This is a genomic window from Sphingomonas sp. 8AM, from assembly GCF_902506455.1.
Taxonomy (GTDB): Bacteria; Pseudomonadota; Alphaproteobacteria; order Sphingomonadales; family Sphingomonadaceae; genus Sphingomonas.
The window spans coordinates 1,098,875-1,116,914 of record NZ_LR733844.1; the positions used below are offsets into that span (position 1 = coordinate 1,098,875).

The window sequence follows — 18,040 nt, forward strand, 5'->3', positions numbered from 1 at the left end:
CCGCTTTTTCGTCAACGCTGGCTAACGGCGTGCCATCGGTCGGAACGATGGGACGAACACAGGCGTGGCGATTTTCTACGATGCCAGCGGGCGACGCGCCCGGCGGGTGCGTGTGGCGCTGGGCGCGGCGGTGCTCGTGCCGCTGCTGCTCGCCGCGCTGCTGATCGCGGCGGTCGTTCGTCCGGTCGCGGCGATTGCACCGCGCTTCGCGCTGCCCGGCGCGCCACAGGCTGCCACGGTGGCGCCAGCTCGTGACGTCGCGCGCGGCGCATGGCTGCCGGTGGCGAGCGGCGCGGCGCTGACCGGCGGGACGATGGGCTTCTACATGCCGTGGGACGCGCCGTCGCGGCAATCGTTGGCCACGCATGTCGATGAGCTGGAATGGCTCGTCCCCGGGCTCGCCACCGTCACCGGCCCGGATCATCGTTTCGTGGCCGAGGACGATCCGTTCATGCGACAGGTGCTGGCGCGCGCCGCGCGGCGTCCGCGCGTGCTGCCGATGGTGCAGAATGCCGCAGCGGACGGCAGCTGGGACGGCACCGGAACCGCCGCCTTGCTGGCCGACCGCGTCGAACGCGCGCGGTTCGCCGACCGGATCGTGGCGCTGGTCAAGCGCGAGGGCGGCGCGGGGGTGATGCTCGACCTCGAGAGCCTGCCGGCAAGCGCACATCGCGACTATCGTACCTTCCTCGGCGAGCTGCGCGCGCGCTTCGCACCGCGTGGCTGGACGGTGGCGCTGGCGACGCCGGTCGCCGATCCGGACTGGGACCTGCGCGCGTACGCGGTGGTCGCCGACCGGCTGGTGCTGATGGCCTATGACGAACATTGGATGGGCGGTGCAGCGGGGCCGATCGCGTCGCAGCCGTGGTTCGCGCGGGTCGTCGCGCAGGCGGTGGAACAGGCCGGCGCCGGCAAGGCGATCGTCGCGATCGGCAGCTACGCCTATGACTGGCAGGACCGCACCACCGAGCCGCTCGCGATCCCCGACGCGCTGGTGCTGGCGGCGCAGGCGGGGGTGAAGCCGGTGTTCGACGCTGCGAGCGGCAACAGCCATTTCGCTTATGACATGCGGGGCAAGCACCACGAGGTGTGGATGCTTGATGCGCTCAGCGCCGCAAACCAGATGGCGGTGGTGCGGCGTACCGGCGCGGCCGGCGTGGCGCTGTGGCGGCTGGGCAGCGAGGACGCGTCGGTGTGGCAGGCGCTCTCGGACCGCACGCGGCCCGATCTGCGCCGCCTGCCCGCGCCGGCCGGGATCGCGGTGCGCGGACAGGGCGAGATCATGCGCATGACCGCGGAGGCGGCACCCGGCGTGCGCGACGTGACGTGGCGCGACGGGCTGATCCGTGCGGCGCGGTTCGTACAGCTGCCGCAGCCCGATACCGTCGAGCGCACCGGCGCGCATCGCCGCCAGATCGCGCTGACCTTCGACGACGGCCCCGACCCGGCGTGGACGCCGCAGATCCTCGACGTGCTGGCACGCGAGCATGCGCCCGCAACCTTTTTCGTCACCGGCGCCAACGCGCTGGGGCAAGGCGCGCTGCTGCGCCGGATCGTCGCGCAGGGGGGCGAGCTGGGCAACCATTCGACCTCGCACGCCGACCTGTCGCGCCGCTCGGAGCCGGCGATCGCGCTGGAGCTGAAGGCGACCGCGCGGATCGTCGAGGCCTACACCGGGCGCGCGATGACGCTGTTCCGTCCGCCGTTTCTCGGTGACGCCGATCCCGATCGCCGCGACGAGCTGCACGCGACGCGCGTCGCGGCGCGGCTGGGATATCTGACGGTCGGGCTCAACGTCGATCCGCTCGACTGGCAGGGGCCGCGCGCCGAGCTGATCGCCGAGCGCGTGATCGCGCAGGTGGCGGTCGGCACCGCCGAGCGTCCGGCGCAGATCGTGCTGCTCCATGATTCGGGTGGCGACCGGACTGAGACGCTCCGCGCGCTGCCGCTCATCATTCGCGGGCTGCGCGCGCGCGGTTACGACTTCGTACCCGTCTCGACGCTTGCCGGCTTGCCGCGCACGACGGTCATGCCCCGGTTGCAAGGTCATACGGCAGCCGATGCGGCGGGGACGCGCGGGCTGTTCGACGGGCTGGCGTGGCTGCGCGACGCCGGGGCGGTGCTGTTCGCGGTGGTGATCGCGATCGGCATGGCGCGGGCGGTGACGCTGACCGGGCTGGCGCTGTGGCGGCGGCGCCGCGAAACGGTGCCCGACGGCGCACCGCATCTGGTGCCGACGTTCGTCTCGGTGCTGATCCCCGCCTTCAACGAGGCGCGGGTGATCGAGACCTCGGTGCGGCGCATCCTAGCCAGCACCGGGCCGCGCATCGAGGTGATCGTGATCGACGACGGCTCGACCGACGGCACCAGCGAGGTCGTGCAGGCGGCGTTCGGGATCGACCCGCGCGTCCGGCTGCTGACGCTGGCGAATGGCGGCAAGGCGCGCGCGCTCAACACCGCGTTGCGGCAGGCGCGCGGCGATGTGGTGATCGCGCTCGACGCCGATACGCAGTTCGAGGCGGAGACGATCGCGAAGCTGACTCGCTGGTTCGCCGATCCACACATCGGCGCGGTGGCGGGGAACGCCAAGGTCGGCAATCGTACCAACCTCATCACGCGCTGGCAGGCGCTGGAATATGTCATCGCGCAGAATCTCGAGCGGCGTGCGCTGCTGTCGCTTGGCGCGGTGACGGTGGTGCCGGGCGCGGTCGGCGCGTGGCGCCGCACCGCGCTGGACGCGGTCGGCGGATATCCCGAGGATACGCTGGCCGAGGACCAGGACCTGACGATTGCGGTGCAGCGTGCCGGGTGGCGCGTCGCCTGCGACAATGACGCGATCGCCTGGACGGAGGCGCCGGAGACGGTGCGCGCCTTGTTCAAGCAGCGCTTCCGCTGGGCGTTCGGGACGCTGCAATGCCTGTGGAAGCATCGCGGCGCCCTCGGACAGCACGGCGGACTCGGGCGGATCGGGCTGCCGCAGGCGTTGGTGTTCCAGTTCCTGTTCACGCTGGCGGCGCCGCTGATCGACATCGCGCTGTTGCTCGGGGTCGGCGGGACGGCGTGGCGCGTCCATGATCGCGGCTGGGACGCGGCGGGTGGCGACGCGCTGACCGTGGTCGCGTTCTGGGCGGCGTTCGGGGCGGTCGATCTGGCGTGCGGCTGGATCGCCTACCGGCTCGACGGGCGGGAAGCGCGCTTACCCGGTATCCGGCTGTTGATGCAGCGGTTCGGCTATCGCCAGCTGCTCTATGCGGTGGTGTTGCGGGCGCTGTACGTCGCCGCGACCGGGCCGAAGGTCGGCTGGGGCAAGCTGGAGCGAACCGGCAGCGTCGCGGTGAACGACACGGGCGCGGCGACGCCGGAACCGCTGCGCGCCGCGGCGTGACCTCACCCGCGAATGTTGCGAATGTTGAGACGCTGGCGGGGTGCATGTTGAGGATGGAGGGCGGCATCATAACGGCGTGATGCCGTATGTCGGACGGTGTAGGACAGAGCCTCAGCAAGCCAGCGGCGGCAAAGCGACGCTCCCGCCGAGCGATGCCCGTCCGCGGAACGAGGATATGGCGGCAGCGAGCGTGAGGCGCTGTCGCTCAGCCTGTCGATGGCGACTCCACAACGACCATCGTCGCAATTCGTGGTTCATGGGAACGGCGGGTCGAAGGTGGAACCTGTGACGGCGGTATGCGAACCATGTCCTTTACCGATACCGTGCCGGTCGCCCCCGGCAGCGTGAAGACGATCAAGGGCGATGGCGGGCTGACGGTGACGTTGCGGCAGCAATAACGTGCAGCGACCATCGTCGTGCTGACGTGGCGCGAAAAGGACGATAGCATAGCGCTTTGTCTGCCCGGAGCGTTGCCGATGTCGTTGTTGTCTGCCCTGTTCGTTCTCGCCGCCGCCGCGCAGGGCGAGCATGTCGCGATCCAGGCGTCCGACATCGATCGCAGCGCGACCTTCTATCACGAGGCGTTCGGGCTCCAGCTGATCAAGCAGCCGCTGCCAAACCGGCGCTGGATCGATCTCGGACGTGGCTTCGCGATGCACATCCTCGACGGGCGGACCGCGCCCAAGCCGTCGAACATCAACGAGCATGTCGCGATCCACGTCGACGATCTGGCCAGCGTGACCGCGTGGCTGGACGCGCACAAGCGGCCGTGGACCGATCTGGCCGGCAAGCCGCGCACGATGCAGACGCGCTTCGACGGGGTGCGGCAGATCTACACGCAGGACCCGGACGGCTATTGGCTGGAGGTCAGCGACAGCCGCGGGGTGGCGGCGAAAGGGTGATCGGCGCGCGCGGCGATCAACCCGCTGGCGGGCGGAGCAATTCGGCGATCCCGTTGCCCTGATCGTCCGACCCGAACGCGGCGGTGGTTCGCCCGTTGACCACGATCTCCACCGTTTCGGGAACATAGCCGCGACTTGGCGGCGGCCCGGGGAATTGCGCCGTTGCCGGCGTGTAGCGGTGGCGGCACGTGATCGCAGCATCGAGCCTTGCACCCGCCGCCGCGTCGAGCGCCCATTCCTTGCGCGGGAGCACCCGGTAGGGGCCACCTTCGACCCAGATCTTGCTGCGGCCGACCGCGGTGCCATGCCAGACGCCATCGGGCGTCTTTGCGAGGACGATGCTATATTCGTCAGTCGCGAGATGGCCACCCCGACCGAACAGCATCACCATCGTGGGCGCGTTCGGCAGCGGTTCGTCAAGCGCCTTGCGCAAGGCGCGATGCTCCTCGAGTTTCGAGGACGTGCGCGCGGCGACGCCGGTCGGTACCGGAACGCAAAGCGTGGAGTCGGCGGTGGTTGCGACGAGAGCGAGGAGCGCGGCGAGCATCGGCCAAGCTTACGCTACGGCAGCCGGGAGGCAAGGACGCGCCGACCCGAAACGCCGCTCAGACGATCGCGTGCGGGACGAAGCGCGCGAGGTCGCGGGTGATCGGGCCGTCGTCTTCGCGGATCGACATCGCGACCGGTTCGTCGCCGACGATCCATGAGCCGATCACCGCATGTTGGCCGTCGAACACCGGAAGCGGGCTGAGCGCCTGGACGATATGGCCTTCCTCGCCGTAGCCGCCTTCGGGACCGCGATCCTCGGCCGTGCCGTCGTGGAGTTCGATGTCCCAGCCTTCACGTGAGAACAATGGCTTGCGGACGAAACGGTCCCCGATCGCCGCGACGCCCGACGCGTCGTCGGCGAAGGCGGCGGGGAGGAGGTTGGGGTGGCCGCGGTGGCGTTCCCAGAGCAGCGGGAGCATGCCCTTGTTCGAGAGAATCGCCTTCCAAGCCGGTTCGAGGAACATCGTCCTGGTGGCGGGGAGGTGCGCGGCATAGGGTTCGCGCAGCATGTCCTCCCACGGGTAGAGCTTGAAAAGCGCTGCGATCAGAACGCTTTCCTCGTCGACGAACTGGCCGTCGCCGTCGACGCCAATCCGGTCGATCGCGACGAACGCCGGATCGAGCCCGGCCTGCCTCGCGGTATCCTCGAGATAGCGGACCGTCTGCCGGTCTTCCTCGTGGTCGGCGACGCTGGCAAAATGCAGGGTACTTCCGGGGGTTAGCAGCGCGCCGAAGCGGGCGACCAGCGCGTCGTGGAGGCGGTTGTACTGGTCGGCGTCGGCGGGGAGGGTGCCGTCGGCGATGCGGTCTTCCAGCCATTGCCACTGGAACAGCGCGGTCTCGTAGATGCTCGTCGGGGTATCGGCGTTATATTCCAGCAGCTTGGCCGGGCCGGTGCCGTCATAGGCGAAATCGAAGCGGCCGTAGAGCGAGGGCGCGTTGGCCTTCCACGACGCGGCGACGACGTCGCGCATCGCGTCCGGGATCGCGAGCCGGTGCATCAGCGTGTCGCTTCCGACCACCTCGGTGACCAGATCGAGGCAAAAATAGTGCAGCTCTGCGCTCGGCGTCTCGATCCCGGACTCGATCTCGTCGAGCGAGAAGCGGTAATAGGCGCGTTCGTCCCAATAACGCTGACCTTCCATGTGGTGGAAGGTGAAGCCCATCGCGCGGGCGGTCTCCTCCCACCCGGCGCGCTCACCGGTGACGATGCGTTCCACCGCGACTCAGCCGCCGGATTTGTCGTCGAGGCGCCCGACCTCGCGCCGTGCCTCGCCGCCGTCGCGGGGGGCGGACAGGCGCGCGAGAATGTCGTCGGCGCTCGATGCGCCCGGCAACAGCCCGGCGCGCTCCAGCTTGGCGTCGAGGTCGGCGCCGGTGCGCATGTCCTCCAGCTCGGCGGAGGCGCGGAACTTCTCGTCGCGCACCGCCTGCCGCTCCTTGAGCCGAGCGAGGCTGTCGGCGGCCGAGCCCAATTGCGATTGTGCGCCGTGGGTGTTGCTGGCGATCTGCGCCTGCGCCTGCTGGACGCTTTCGTTGGCGCGGACGACGTCGACCTCGCGGCGCAGCGCCTCGATCTTGCCGTCACCCTGTTTGATGATCCCGCGCATCCGGTCTTCGGCGGTGCGCATGTCGGCGACCTGCGGGTTCTTGGCGTTCAGCTCGCGCTCGATCTGCGCCAGCCGCTCGGCAACCTCGCGCGCGAGGTCCATGTCGCCGCGACCCATCGCGGCGCGCGCCGACGCCTCGTACTTGTCGCGCTGCGCGGCGAGCTGCTCGATGTCCTTTTCGATCATCCGCCGCTTGGCGGTGACGGTCGCGAGATCGTCGCGCGCCTTGGCCTGCGCGGTCCCGGCGTCGCGGAGCTGCTGGTCGAGGATCGTCAGCGCGCGCGCGTCGACCACCGACTGGCCCGCCTCATGCGCGGTGCCGCGGATCAGCGTGACGAATTGCTTCCACATCGACATGGTATCGTAGTTCCTCAGGCAGCAGCGAAGGCGTGGCGCAGATCGGCGGCGGCATCCAGCGCATTGTGCGCCAGCACGCGCAGCTCGATCAGGATCGTGCGCAGCGTCGATTCGATCGAAAGCTCGCCGATCAGTTCGTAATATTCACGCCCGTCGACCTCGTTGATCGCGAAATTGGACAGCGGCACCAGCTTCTGCGCTTTCAGCAGGAAGTGGTTGAAGGCGGCGGCGTCGTCCATCTCGGCGACCGGCCACAACAAGGTCGAGACGACGATCTGCTCGCCCGCGACGCTAAGAAACACGGCGAGGTCGCCGTGATCGTGCATCGTGACGCGCAGCACGTCGCCGACGCGTTCGACGCTGAGTTCCGCATTATGCTCGCCCGCGCCCAGCGCCTCGGCGAGCCGCCCGATCGTCCAAACCCGTGCCGTGTCGTCCACGCTCTTCGTCCTCTCGGTATGCTTGACACTCCAAGCATAAGCCCGCAGCGTTTGGCAAGGTGGATGGGCACACGGGAATGCGCGCGACATGATCTTCGGCAGCCTGTTCGGCGGCGGACGCGACGAAGCGAAGAGCGCGGTGGCGGTGGTGCGCGACGTGACGATCGGCCGGATGGTGCGGCTCGACGCGCTGGCGTGGCGGCGGCTGGCGGGCGGCACCTTCACGCTCGATCGCGACACGCTGGAGATCACCGCGCAGGGGATCATCAAGCTCGACGACGGCGGCGGCTATGTCCACCGTTTCTATACCGACGACGAGCTGATGCTGCAGGCGGTCAGCCAGCAGCCGGACGGATCGGACGCCGACGACTTCACCTTGTTTCGCCCGTGGTCCTCGACCTATGCGACCGGCGGGTGGGACGATGCGGCGTTCCGCGACCGGCTGAGCCAGCCGGTGTGGAACGAGGCCGGGCTGCCGCCCTTCCGCCGCTTCTGGTATGACGGTGACGAGCGCGTCCAGCCGCCGGTGCAATTGTGGGAAGCGCTGTATTACGAGCGGGATGGCGACCCGGTGAAGCAGATCCGCCAGCAATGCATGCTGTATGTCCGCGATCTGGCGCCGGAGGGACAGGAGCTGTTGCTCGCGCTGTCGGCGCGACCGGAGGGGGGCGATACGACGCATGACATCATGATCGGGCTGCCGTTGTCACCGGCGGAGTTCAGTGCGTAGCGGGGATGAGTGACCTTTTCCGTTCGCCTCGAGCAGCCGTCGAGCCTGTCGAGGCGGCGTGTCGAGAGGTTTTGCGCGGTGGCCATCTCTCGACACGGGCTCTCGGCAAGCTCGATCCCTGCTTGAGACGAACGGGGGTGGGGATTGGCGACCGTAGGTAGCTCGTCATTGCGAGCGTAGCGAAGCAATCCAGTGCCGGACCAGGACGCCCTGCATTGCTTCGCTACGCTCGCAATGACGGTTTTTGGTGAGGTGATTATCCGCTAGGGTCGATCAAAAGTCGGCGTTTCAGTGACGGACGCCTCCTTCCATCGTCGCCCCGGACTTGATCCGGGGGCCCGCTTCTTCTCCGCGAGCGTGGCAAGAAGAAGCGGGATCCCGGATCAAGTCCGGGATGACGAAAGAAGGAACGCCGATCACTTGGGAAAAGGGGAGCACGCATGTTCGACACGACCGCCTTTCTGTTCGGGGCCGGGCATTTCCTGATCGCCTTCGCGATCGCATGCCTGTTCCTCGCGATCTTCAAATGGCTGTATCAGGTCTCGACGCCCTATGACGAGCGGCGGCTGGTCGCGGAGGGCAATATGGCCGCCGCGATCACGTTCGGCGGGGCGATCGTCGGCTTTGCGCTGCCGCTCGCCTCGGCGCTGGAGGTGACCGCCAACCCGCTGGAGTTCGTGGCATGGGGCGTGCTGGCGGGGGTGATCCAGGTGGTGGCGTCGCTGGTGGTGCGGCGTATCGTGATCCGCGATCTGGTGGCGCGGATCGAAACCGGCAATGTCGCGAGCGCGGTCTATATGGCGGCGACGTCGATCGCGATCGGGCTGCTCAACGCCGCCTGCATGACGTATTGAGGCCGACGCGATGACCGATTCCTCTTCCACCCGCCGCAAGCGCTCCGCCGCCGCCGGGCTGACCGCCGTGGGCGCGCTGGCGATGCTGTCCGGCTGCGACGGCACGCCCGACCAGCAACAGTTCGGCCCGCCGACCGAGGTGTCGGCGTTCAAGACCGTCGACGAATGCGTCGCCAGCGGCGCGTTCGCCAAGGTGACGTGCGAGAACGCCGCGAAGGAAGCCGCGACCACCGACGGCAAGGCCGCGCCGCGCTTCGACGAGAAGAATTTGTGCGAGGACCAGTTCGGGTCCGGGCAATGTCTGGCGCGCAACGAGGGCGGGCAGAGCTTCTTCGTGCCGCTGCTGACCGGGTTCATGATCGGGCGGCTGCTCGACGGGTCGGGCTATCGTTACAACGGGCTGTACCAGAACCGGCGCGACGGGAGCTGGTACACGCCGTCGGGCGCGTGGCTGTACGGCGGCGGCTATGGCGGGCGCGGGTATAATTATCAGGTCGGGTCGCGCGCGGTGACCGCGCCGATCACGACGCAGCGCATCCAGACGCGCAGCTCGGTGGTGTCGCGCGGCGGGTTCGGCGGGCGTGTGTCGGCGCGGTCGAGCGGTGGCTGGGGCGGCGGGCGCTCGTTCGGGGGCTGAGGGGTGGCGGATGACGCAGCCGATCGGCGCGTGATGCGTTCGCGGGTGGGATAACCGATAAAAAGGACAGGGATGACCCGGCTTTTCCACGTCAGCGACGTTCATTTCGGCGCGGAGGACCCGGCCGCGGTCGCGTGGTTCCGCGACGTGGTGGCCGAAGAGAAGCCCGATGCGGTCATCATGACCGGCGACCTGACGATGCGCGCGACCCGGCGCGAGTTCGAGGATGGCGGGGCGTGGCTGAAGAGTCTGGGCGTGCCGGTGACGCTGGAGGTCGGCAACCACGACATCCCGTATTACTGGGATCCGCTGCGCCGGCTGTTCGCGCCCTATTCGCGTTATGCCGCGGTCGAGAAGATGATCGAACGGCCGCTGGAGATCCACGGAATCACGATCGTCCCGCTGAAGACCACGGCGCGCGCGCAATGGCGCTGGAACTGGTCGAAGGGGCGGGTGAGCACGGGCTCGCTGCGCCGCGCGCTGGCGCTGGTCGAGGCGGCGCCGCGCGGCAATCTGATCTTCGTCGCCGGGCATCATCCGCTGATCGACGGCGGCAGTCTGGGGACGGCGAAGACGAAGCGCGGTGACGAGGCGCTGGCGGCGCTGGCGGATGCCGGGGTCCATGCGGTGCTGTCGGGGCATGTCCATGATCCGTTCGACATGCCGTATGAGCGGAATGGCTGGCGGCTGCGGCTGATCGGGGCGGGGACGTTGTCGAAGCGGACGCGCCACTCGCCGCCGGCGTTCAACGAGATCCGGGTAGAGGGCGATCGCTTCGAGACGCTGGTGCGGACGATGTCGGCGCAGCCGGTGTATCCGATCAGCGAGATGAGCGCGGCGGGGCGGTAATTTCCCTCGTCATTCCCGCGAAGGCGGGAATCCAGACGCGCAGGGTTTCGGAAGAGCCGCGACGTCCGAGGTTCTGGATCCCCGCCTGCGCGGGGATGACGGAGAAAAGGGGCAGCGCCTGTCCTTCGTCGTCCCGGATCAAGTCCGGGGCGACGAACAGTGGCGCCAGGTCGTTACACCCCCTATCTCCCGTTCGTGCCCAAGAAACCCAGCCCCGGCCTGCCGACGCGCGAGCAGATCCTCGATTTCATCACCTCCTCCGCGACGCCCGCGGGCAAGCGCGAGATCGCGCGGGCCTTCGGGCTCACCGCGCAGCAGAAGATCGCGCTCAAGGCGTTGCTCAAGGACATGGGCGACGAGGGGCTGATCGACTCCGCGCCGGGTCGCGCGTTCCACAAGATGGGCGGGCTGCCGAAGGTGACGGTGCTGCGGATCGTCGACGTCGATCAGGGCGGCAACGTCTGGGGCGTACCCGAGCGCTGGGAGGCCGACGTGCCGACCCCGCGCATCCGCGTGCGCGACCGCAAGCATGGCGCTTTGGGGGTCGGCGAGCGGGTGCTCGCGCGCACCGAGGAGACCGGCGGCGGCTGGACCGCGCATCCGATGAAGGTGCTCGCGCCCGCCTCCGAGCAGGTGATCGGGGTGCTGCGCCGCGCGGGAGACCGGTTGTGGCTGCAGGGCGTCGAGAAGAAGGAGCGGCGCGAGTATCTCGTGTCGGATGCCGGCGGGGCGGAGGCGGGCGATCTGGTCAGCGCCGAGATCGCCGGGCGGCCGCCGCGGGTGATGGCGAAAGTGGTGCAGCGGCTCGGCGATCCGTTCGCGCCGCGCAGCTTCTCGCTGATCGCGATCCACAAGCATAACATCCCGGATGTCTTTGCGCAGGAGGCGCTCGACGCGGCGGAGAAGGCGGCGCGGCAGCCGCTGGGCGAGGGGCGCGAGGACCTGACGCACCTGCCGATCGTCGCGATCGATCCTGCCGATGCGCGCGACCATGACGATGCGGTGTGGGCGACGCCCGACGACGATCCCGCCAACGACGGCGGGTGGAAGGCGATCGTCGCGATCGCCGATGTCAGCTTCTACGTGCGGCCGGGCAGCGCGATCGATCGCGAGGCGCGCGCGCGCGGCAATTCGGTCTATTTCCCCGATCGGGTCGTGCCGATGCTGCCCGAGATCCTGTCGGCGGATGTCTGTTCGCTGAAGGCGGGCGAGGATCGCGCGGCGCTGGCGTGTCATTTGCAGGTGACGAAGGCGGGGGCGCTCAAGAGCTGGCGCTTTACGCGGGCGGTGGTGCGGCTGGCGGCGAACATCGCTTATGAAGAAGCGCAGGCGGCGATCGACGGCGGCAGCGGCTTCGGGTGGGACGATGCGCTGACCGAAACCGCGCTGGTGCCGCTGTGGGATTGCTGGCGGGCGTTGGCGGAGGCGCGCGACAAGCGCGAGCCGCTCGACCTCGATCTGCCCGAACGACGCGTGGTGCTCGACGAAAAGGGGCGGATCATGTCGGTGGCGCCGCGCGAGCGGCTCGACGCGCACCGGCTGATCGAGGACTATATGATCGCCGCCAACGTCGCCGCCGCCAAGGCGCTGGAGGCGAAGAAGGCGCCGGTCATGTACCGCGTCCACGAAGCGCCGGCGCGCGAGAAGCTGGTCGCGCTCAAGGATTATCTCGAGACGTTCGAGGTGCCGTTCGCGCTGGGGCAGGTCGTCAAGCCGGCGACCTTCAACCGCATCCTCGATCGCATCGGCGACGTGCCGTTCCGGCCCGAGATCATGGAGCAGATCCTCCGCTCGCAGACGCAGGCCTATTACGCGCCCGCGAACCACGGACATTTCGGGCTGTCGCTGGGTAGTTACGCGCATTTCACCTCGCCGATCCGCCGCTATGCCGACCTGATGGTGCATCGCGCTTTGGTGTCGGCCTACGGGCTGGGGCCGGGCGGGCTGAACGGCGACGAGGATTTCGAGCTGGCGGGCACGACGATCAGCAAGCTGGAGCGTCGCGCGATGGAGGCCGAGCGCGAGACGATCGACCGCTATGTCGCCGCGTTCCTGTCGGAGCGGGTCGGCGAGCTGGTCGAGGTGCGGATCACCGGGGTCACCAACTTCGGTTTCTTCGCCACGGTCGACGGGATCGGCGGCGACGGGTTGATGCCGGTGCGCGATCTGGGCGGCGAATATTTCCGCTTCGACGAGGCGGCGCGGCGGCTGGTCGGCGAGCAGAGCGGCGAGCAATATGCGCAGGGGCAGCGGCTGGAGCTGCGGCTTGCCGAGGCCAATCCGGTGTCGGGGGCTTTGCGCTTCGAATTGCCCGAGGGCCGCTATGGCGGCGCGCGAACCGAGCGCGCGCCGGCGAAGGGCGTCAAGCCGCCGCGCGTGCTCAAGCGGCGCGGGCGGCCCGGCAATCTGCGTCATCAGAATCGCAAGAAGTAAGAAGGAGTTCGCATGTCTGGCACGATCATGGCGGCGCTGATCGCCAAGGCGCGCAACCGCGTCACCTGGCATTTCACCTCGGCGGGCGCGACGACGAAGGAGACGGCGACGAAGTTTCCGACGCCGACGTCGCGGCTAGACCGGCGCGTGTTCGAGCGGATGGTGGCGTTCGGCGCGATCGAGAAGACGCCCGAGGGGCTGTACTGGCTCAACGAGGCGCGGCTGTCGGATTACCGCAAGGAGTCGCTGGCGCGGGTGCTGGGGATCCTCGCCATCGCCGGGTTCGCGGCGGCCGGCGCGATGGCGGTCGGCGGGTAGGGGCTACCTTCTCTCGTCATTGCGAGCGGAGCGAAGCAATCCAGAGCCGGACCAGGACGCCCTGGATTGCTTCGCTCCGCTCGCAATGACCGGCTTGTTGCCAGCATTTCACATTTCTGAGGGTCGTCACCCCGGGCTCGACCCGGGGTCCCGCTTCTGCCTGCCTTGCGGGTGGAAGAAGCGGGACCCCGGCTCGGGGGCCGGGGTGACGGCTGTTGGGGGGATCGGTTCGGCAATACGTCGCGCGGGGCGCGTCATCGTATGCCTATTATCCACACTCCATCCACTGCTTACGCACGATCGCTCCACAATTTGCCCACACCTTGCCCACAGCCCTGTCCAGCGCTTGCCAACCTCTTTTTCACCGACTTATCCACAGGCACATGATCCGCGGGGCGGTAGCGCGTGGCGCGTGCAGGCGCTAACCGGGCCGTCATGTCGCATCGTCCCAACCGCCTGTATCTCTCCTCCGACGCGCTGATCGCCAACTGGCGGGCGCTGGCGCGGCTGAGCGGGGCGGCGGCGTGCGGCGCGGCGGTGAAGGCCGATGGCTATGGGCTCGGCGCGCGGGCGGTGGTGCCGCGGCTGCTCGATGCCGGGTGCCGCGACCTGTTCGTCGCGACCTGGGCAGAGGCGGCGGCACTTGCCGATCTGATCGTCGGGCGCGAGGCGACGATTGCCGTGCTGCACGGGCTGCGCGAGGCCGACCTGCCGCTGCCCGAACTGCCCGGCGTCCGCCCGGTGCTGAGCACCACGGCGCAGATCGCGCGCTGGCGGCTGGTCGCGCCGGGGCAGCCGTGCGACGTGATGGTCGACACGGGCATGAACCGGCTGGGGATCGGTGAAGCCGAGGTCGCGGGCGGACTACTCGACGGGTTGGCGATCGACACGCTGATGAGCCATCTCGCCTGCGCCGACGAACCGGGTCATGCGCTTAACGAGACGCAACGCGCGCGCTTCGCGGCGCTGGCGGGGCGAACCGGCGCCAAGCGGATGAGCCTCGCCAATTCGGCGGGGATCGCGTTGGGCGACGGCTATCACTTCGACCTCACGCGCCCCGGACTGGCGCTGTATGGCGGGGTGCCGGTCGCGGGGCTGGCGGGGGCAATCTGCCCGGTCGCGACGATCGCGGCGGAGGTGCTGCAGTGCCGGACGGTGCGCGCGGGCGAGACGGTCGGCTATAATGCGACGTGGCGGGCCGAGCGCGACCTGGCAGTGGCGGTCGTCAACCTTGGCTATGCCGATGGCTATCGCCGCGCGCTGTCGAGCCGGGGCTGTGCGTTTGCGGGTGACACGCCGCTGCCGGTGATCGGGCGCGTGTCGATGGATCTGCTCGCGCTCGACGCCAGCGCGGCGGCGGTGCGCGAGGGCGACTGGGTACGGTTCGACGACGATCTGGTCCATGTCGCCGCCGCCAGCGGGGTCAGCCAGTATGAGCTGCTGACCGGACTGGCGGACCGGTTCGAACGGGTGTGGTCGTAGATCGATCGCCGTCGTCCGGGATGACGGACGATCCTAGCTGATCGTGCGCAGCCAGTCGGTCAGCGGATCGTAGAGCAAGGTACGGGCGCGACCGCCGACCATCATCCCGACATGCCCGGCGGCGAGATCGCGGCGGGAGGCGAGCCCGATCGCGGTGGCGGCGGGGGTGATCCGGTCGGTGAGCGAGACGAATTCGGTGGCGGGGCAGGGCAGCGCGTGCGGGTCGATCGCCCGACCGCCGACGATCCACTCGCCGCGTCCCGGCCAGTCCCTGGCGAGCAGGGTCTCGAACAGGTCCGCGCCCGCGGCATAGGTCAGCGGCGCGCCGGCATTCGCCCAATCCTCCAGCAGCACGAATTCGGCGGCGCGCTCCGGCGGCGTCGTCGCGAAGGCGGCGTATTTGGCGATCGTGCGCGCCGGATCGAGTTGCCAGAAAGCGGTCTGCAGCACCTCCATCGGGAGTACACCCAGCGCCTGCGCGCCCGGCGCGACCTGCTCCCAGAGCGCCGCGAGCGCGGCGCGCGCGTCGTCGCCATAGCCGGCGAACTGCCACGGGGCCGCGATCGTCGCGACACCGGCGACGCTGCCGGACGGAGCGGCCGCCGCGGCGGCGAGCGCGAGCGTCCCGCCGAGGCAATAGCCGACCAGCAGCGCCGGTCGGTCGAGCCGGCCGAGCAACGGGAGCAGACGGCGGGTGACATGGCCGGCGAGGTCGAGCCCGGCATCCTGCGCGCGTGGCGTCCCCCAGTCGACCAGCCATGGGTGGAACCCGGCGGCGGCGAGATGCGCGACCAGCGAGCGGCCCGGCGCGAGGTCGAGCACATATGGCGGGTTGATGAGCGATGGCACCAGCACCACCGGCACGCCGCCGCAGCCGCGTGCGCCGTCGCGGAGGCGTGCCGCGCCGCTGCGGTAGCGGATCGGTCGCATCCGCCGCCGCGTGCGCGGGGCGTCCTGGTAGCGGCGCAGCCCGGCGAGCGCGGCGGCAGCGCGCTGCGGCGATGTTGCGGTTTCGCGGCGCAGCATGTCGAGGAACAGCGGCAGCGGTCGCGGGCCGTATCCAGCGTGTTGCAGCGCCACATTTTGTGCAATACCACGAACAGGTTCGGTCACGGGGATCTCGCGCGATGAAGAAGCAGCATGGTACCGACGGAGTGGTCGTCATCAAGAAGTACGCCAACCGCCGGCTCTACAATACCGAAAGCTCCTCCTACATCACGCTGGAACATCTCGCGGCGATGACGCGCGAGGGGCGCGAATTCAAGGTCGTCGATGCCAAGACCGACGAGGACATCACGCATAACGTCCTCACCCAGATCATCATGGAGGCGGAAAGCCGCGGGCAGACGATGCTGCCGGTGAATTTCCTGCGCCAGCTGATCGCCCTATATGGTGATTCGATGCAGGCGATGGTGCCTGATTATCTCGACGCGTCGATGGACAGCTTCCGCCGCAATCAGGCGCAGTTCAAGACCGCGGTTGAGGGGGCGTTCGCGGGATCGCCGTTCGCCGAGATCGCCAAACGCAATCTCGAGATGTTCGAGGCCGCGGCACAGGCGTTCAAGCCGGCGGTGGCAGCCGCGCCCGCAACCGGCGCGGTGGGCAAGGATGGCGAGATCGCCGCGCTGAAGGCCGAACTGGCGCAGCTTCGCGACAAGGTCGACAAGCTCGGCGAGTGAGCGGGCCTTGCCGCCGTCCGACGCGACCGCCGCTTCAACCATCCTGCCCTGAACCGCCGTCCCGGACCTGATCCGGGACGACGAAGGTTCGGGTTGGCGGTCTTGATGCTCAGCGCGGCTTGACGAATTTGAGCGTCATCCGGTCGCTCTCGCCGATCGCGGCATATTTCGCGCGGTCGACGTCCTTGAGCGCATAACTCGGCGGCAACGTCCAAACCCCGCCCGCCCAGTCGGCGGTGTCCTTCGGATTGGCGTTGATTTCCGATTTGCCCGCCAGCTTGAAGCCGGCGGCGGTGGCGTAGCCGATCACGCTGCTCGGCTTCATATAGCCGCTCTTCTCCTCGGCGGCAGCATCGCGTGCCTCGGGCAGGCGATGCTCGACGACGCCGAGCGTCCCGCCGGGCTTGAGCATCCGGAACATCGCCGCAAACATCTGCCGCGCCTGATCCTCGCCCCCGAACCGCCAGTTGTGGACGTTGCGGAAGGTGAGCACGACATCGGCGGCGCCATCGGGCACGGTCGGCTGGCCGGGCTGTGCAGGCAAGGCGGCGAGCTGGACCTTGCCATAGGTCGCGGCGTCCTTGCTCTGGAGACCACGCACCGCGTTCAGCCCCTTTTCCCATGGCCCCGCGGCATAATAGCGTCCGCGCGCGGCGGTTAGCGGCGCGAGGATCTCGGTGTACCAGCCGCCGCCCGGCCAAACCTCGACCACGGTATCGGTCGGCTTCACGCCGAAGAAGGCGAGCGTCCCGGCCGGGTGGCGGTAACGGTCGCGCGCGGTATTGGCGGGGGCGCGGGTCGGCGCCGCCACCGCGGCGGCGATCGGTGCCGGTGCGCGCGGCGCGGCGGACACGACGGCGGGCGCGGCGGTCAGGGCCAGCAGCAAAATGGGAGTGAGACGATGCATGGACGTAAACCTCTCCGCGATTGGATGCGCCGGAGGCTGACGCGGCGATGAGCGATACGCAAGACCTGCTATACGTCATTGCGGGTGCGGCGCTGTCCGTCGCGATCCTTGCGGGATGGCGCGAGCACCGCCGGCGGCGGCGCGCCGACCCCGATGCGGTGGGCTGGGTGGACTGGACCCTGGTGCAGGTGATCGCGCTGATCGTGGCGGCAATTGCGGGGTGGGTCGCGCTAAAGGCTTGAGCCGGCAGGGGGAACCACTCCGCCGGCCCCGGGTTCTGCTCGGGATCGAAGGCCCATGTCGCGACGGATACCTTGCGCTTTTGCCCAGGACGTCGGGAGGAGATCGGTTCGGCAGCCTTCACCCGTCACAACAGGTGTACGCATGAAGCCAGATCTATGTACGATCGCGCCGGACGTCAGCGCCGATGACGGCGTGGTCACCGTGCTGTCGCGTTGCGGCGCCACCTACAACCTGACGGCCGAGGCGGCGATGCGGCTGAGCGAGGAACTGGTGCGCAGCGCCGCGCGCGCACGCGGCCAGCAGCGGATGAGCGAGCCACGCGGCGAGGATCGCCTGCGCTAGCCGCGCCACCTTATCCCGGAAGGCCGTTCTGGCGCGGGGTAACGGTGGCGACGATCACCGTGGCCGCGGCGCGCCCCATGTCATCCTCGACCGTGACGCGCCAATGCCCCTCCTCGGCGTAATTCGGATGGTCGGCGAGATAGCGTCCGAGCCGCTGCACCGCCTGGTTGCGGGCGGCGGACAGGTTCGCGCAGTCGACGGTGACGCGCTCGGACTCGCGTCCGGCGAAGATGATGGTGAAATGCGGCATCCTGCCCCTTTGCTCGTCCAGCGACACCAACGATCCGGGCGGCGGGACGATGCCGTGAATTGTACGATTTGTA

Annotated in this window: 19 protein-coding genes; 12 read left to right on the forward strand and 7 right to left on the reverse strand. The window is 69.0% G+C overall.

The window, feature by feature from the left end:
- Positions 1–64: 64 nt before the first annotated feature.
- Positions 65–3,385, forward strand: a complete 3,321-nt coding sequence (locus BACI71_RS05470) for a glycosyltransferase (RefSeq protein WP_159756073.1) — start codon at positions 65–67, stop codon at positions 3,383–3,385.
- 476 nt (positions 3,386–3,861) lie between these two features.
- Positions 3,862–4,287, forward strand: coding sequence for a VOC family protein (locus BACI71_RS05475; RefSeq protein WP_159756076.1), 426 nt, complete (start codon positions 3,862–3,864; stop codon positions 4,285–4,287).
- 16 nt (positions 4,288–4,303) lie between these two features.
- Here the strand turns inward: BACI71_RS05475 and BACI71_RS05480 are convergent, their stop codons facing one another.
- From BACI71_RS05480 to BACI71_RS05495, 4 genes are read right to left on the reverse strand one after another with little or no spacing between them, the layout of a single operon-like run.
- Entirely contained in the window at positions 4,304–4,834 is a 531-nt protein-coding gene (locus BACI71_RS05480; protein WP_159756079.1) for a hypothetical protein, read from the reverse strand.
- A gap of 58 nt (positions 4,835–4,892) precedes the next feature.
- Positions 4,893–6,056, reverse strand: a complete 1,164-nt coding sequence (locus tag BACI71_RS05485) for a glutathionylspermidine synthase family protein (protein WP_159756082.1) — start codon at positions 6,054–6,056, stop codon at positions 4,893–4,895.
- 6 nt (positions 6,057–6,062) lie between these two features.
- Positions 6,063–6,803, reverse strand: a complete 741-nt coding sequence (locus BACI71_RS05490) for a PspA/IM30 family protein (protein ID WP_159756085.1) — start codon at positions 6,801–6,803, stop codon at positions 6,063–6,065.
- A 14-nt stretch (positions 6,804–6,817) separates the two neighbouring features.
- Positions 6,818–7,243, reverse strand: coding sequence for a YjfI family protein (locus BACI71_RS05495; protein WP_236552827.1), 426 nt, complete (start codon positions 7,241–7,243; stop codon positions 6,818–6,820).
- A gap of 88 nt (positions 7,244–7,331) precedes the next feature.
- Between BACI71_RS05495 and BACI71_RS05500 the strand changes: the two genes are divergently transcribed.
- The 7 genes from BACI71_RS05500 to alr all read left to right on the forward strand — a co-directional run bounded on the left by BACI71_RS05500 (position 7,332) and on the right by alr (position 14,546).
- Entirely contained in the window at positions 7,332–7,973 is a 642-nt protein-coding gene (locus BACI71_RS05500) for a DUF2491 family protein (RefSeq protein WP_159756091.1), read from the forward strand.
- A gap of 440 nt (positions 7,974–8,413) precedes the next feature.
- The gene (locus tag BACI71_RS05505; RefSeq protein ID WP_159756094.1) at positions 8,414–8,827 is read left to right on the forward strand and encodes a DUF350 domain-containing protein; all 414 of its coding nucleotides are present in this window, start codon (positions 8,414–8,416) and stop codon (positions 8,825–8,827) included.
- A gap of 10 nt (positions 8,828–8,837) precedes the next feature.
- Positions 8,838–9,464, forward strand: coding sequence for a DUF1190 domain-containing protein (locus BACI71_RS05510; protein ID WP_159756097.1), 627 nt, complete (start codon positions 8,838–8,840; stop codon positions 9,462–9,464).
- A 72-nt stretch (positions 9,465–9,536) separates the two neighbouring features.
- The gene (locus BACI71_RS05515) at positions 9,537–10,313 is read left to right on the forward strand and encodes a metallophosphoesterase family protein (RefSeq protein WP_159756100.1); all 777 of its coding nucleotides are present in this window, start codon (positions 9,537–9,539) and stop codon (positions 10,311–10,313) included.
- 195 nt (positions 10,314–10,508) lie between these two features.
- Positions 10,509–12,746, forward strand: a complete 2,238-nt coding sequence (locus BACI71_RS05520) for a ribonuclease R family protein (protein WP_159756103.1) — start codon at positions 10,509–10,511, stop codon at positions 12,744–12,746.
- Positions 12,747–12,758: 12 nt separating this feature from the next.
- Positions 12,759–13,064: a hypothetical protein gene (locus tag BACI71_RS05525; protein WP_159756106.1), complete on the forward strand. Its 306-nt coding sequence runs from the start codon at positions 12,759–12,761 to the stop codon at positions 13,062–13,064.
- A gap of 435 nt (positions 13,065–13,499) precedes the next feature.
- The gene (alr, locus tag BACI71_RS05530; protein WP_159756109.1) at positions 13,500–14,546 is read left to right on the forward strand and encodes an alanine racemase; all 1,047 of its coding nucleotides are present in this window, start codon (positions 13,500–13,502) and stop codon (positions 14,544–14,546) included.
- Between the two features lie 33 nt (positions 14,547–14,579).
- Here alr and BACI71_RS05535 read toward each other — a convergent pair whose 3' ends face one another.
- Positions 14,580–15,572 (reverse strand): alpha/beta hydrolase, encoded by a 993-nt coding sequence (locus BACI71_RS05535; protein WP_201297431.1) that lies wholly within the window; start codon positions 15,570–15,572, stop codon positions 14,580–14,582.
- 101 nt (positions 15,573–15,673) lie between these two features.
- On the opposite strand from BACI71_RS05535, the gene phaR reads away from it, so the two are divergent.
- Positions 15,674–16,225 (forward strand): polyhydroxyalkanoate synthesis repressor PhaR, encoded by a 552-nt coding sequence (phaR, locus tag BACI71_RS05540; protein WP_159756112.1) that lies wholly within the window; start codon positions 15,674–15,676, stop codon positions 16,223–16,225.
- Between the two features lie 109 nt (positions 16,226–16,334).
- Here phaR and BACI71_RS05545 read toward each other — a convergent pair whose 3' ends face one another.
- A complete protein-coding gene (locus tag BACI71_RS05545; RefSeq protein ID WP_159756115.1) occupies positions 16,335–17,132 on the reverse strand; it encodes a class I SAM-dependent methyltransferase in 798 nt (265 codons plus the stop codon).
- A 47-nt stretch (positions 17,133–17,179) separates the two neighbouring features.
- Here BACI71_RS05545 and BACI71_RS05550 point away from each other — a divergent pair, with 47 nt between their 5' ends.
- On the forward strand, positions 17,180–17,374 hold the full coding sequence (locus tag BACI71_RS05550; protein WP_159756118.1) for a hypothetical protein: 195 nt from the start codon (positions 17,180–17,182) through the stop codon (positions 17,372–17,374).
- Between the two features lie 142 nt (positions 17,375–17,516).
- Complete coding sequence (locus BACI71_RS05555; RefSeq protein ID WP_159756121.1) at positions 17,517–17,717, forward strand: hypothetical protein; 201 nt, start codon at positions 17,517–17,519, stop codon at positions 17,715–17,717.
- A gap of 10 nt (positions 17,718–17,727) precedes the next feature.
- Here BACI71_RS05555 and BACI71_RS05560 read toward each other — a convergent pair whose 3' ends face one another.
- Positions 17,728–17,967 (reverse strand): DUF6894 family protein, encoded by a 240-nt coding sequence (locus tag BACI71_RS05560; RefSeq protein ID WP_159756124.1) that lies wholly within the window; start codon positions 17,965–17,967, stop codon positions 17,728–17,730.
- Positions 17,968–18,040 lie beyond the last annotated feature (73 nt).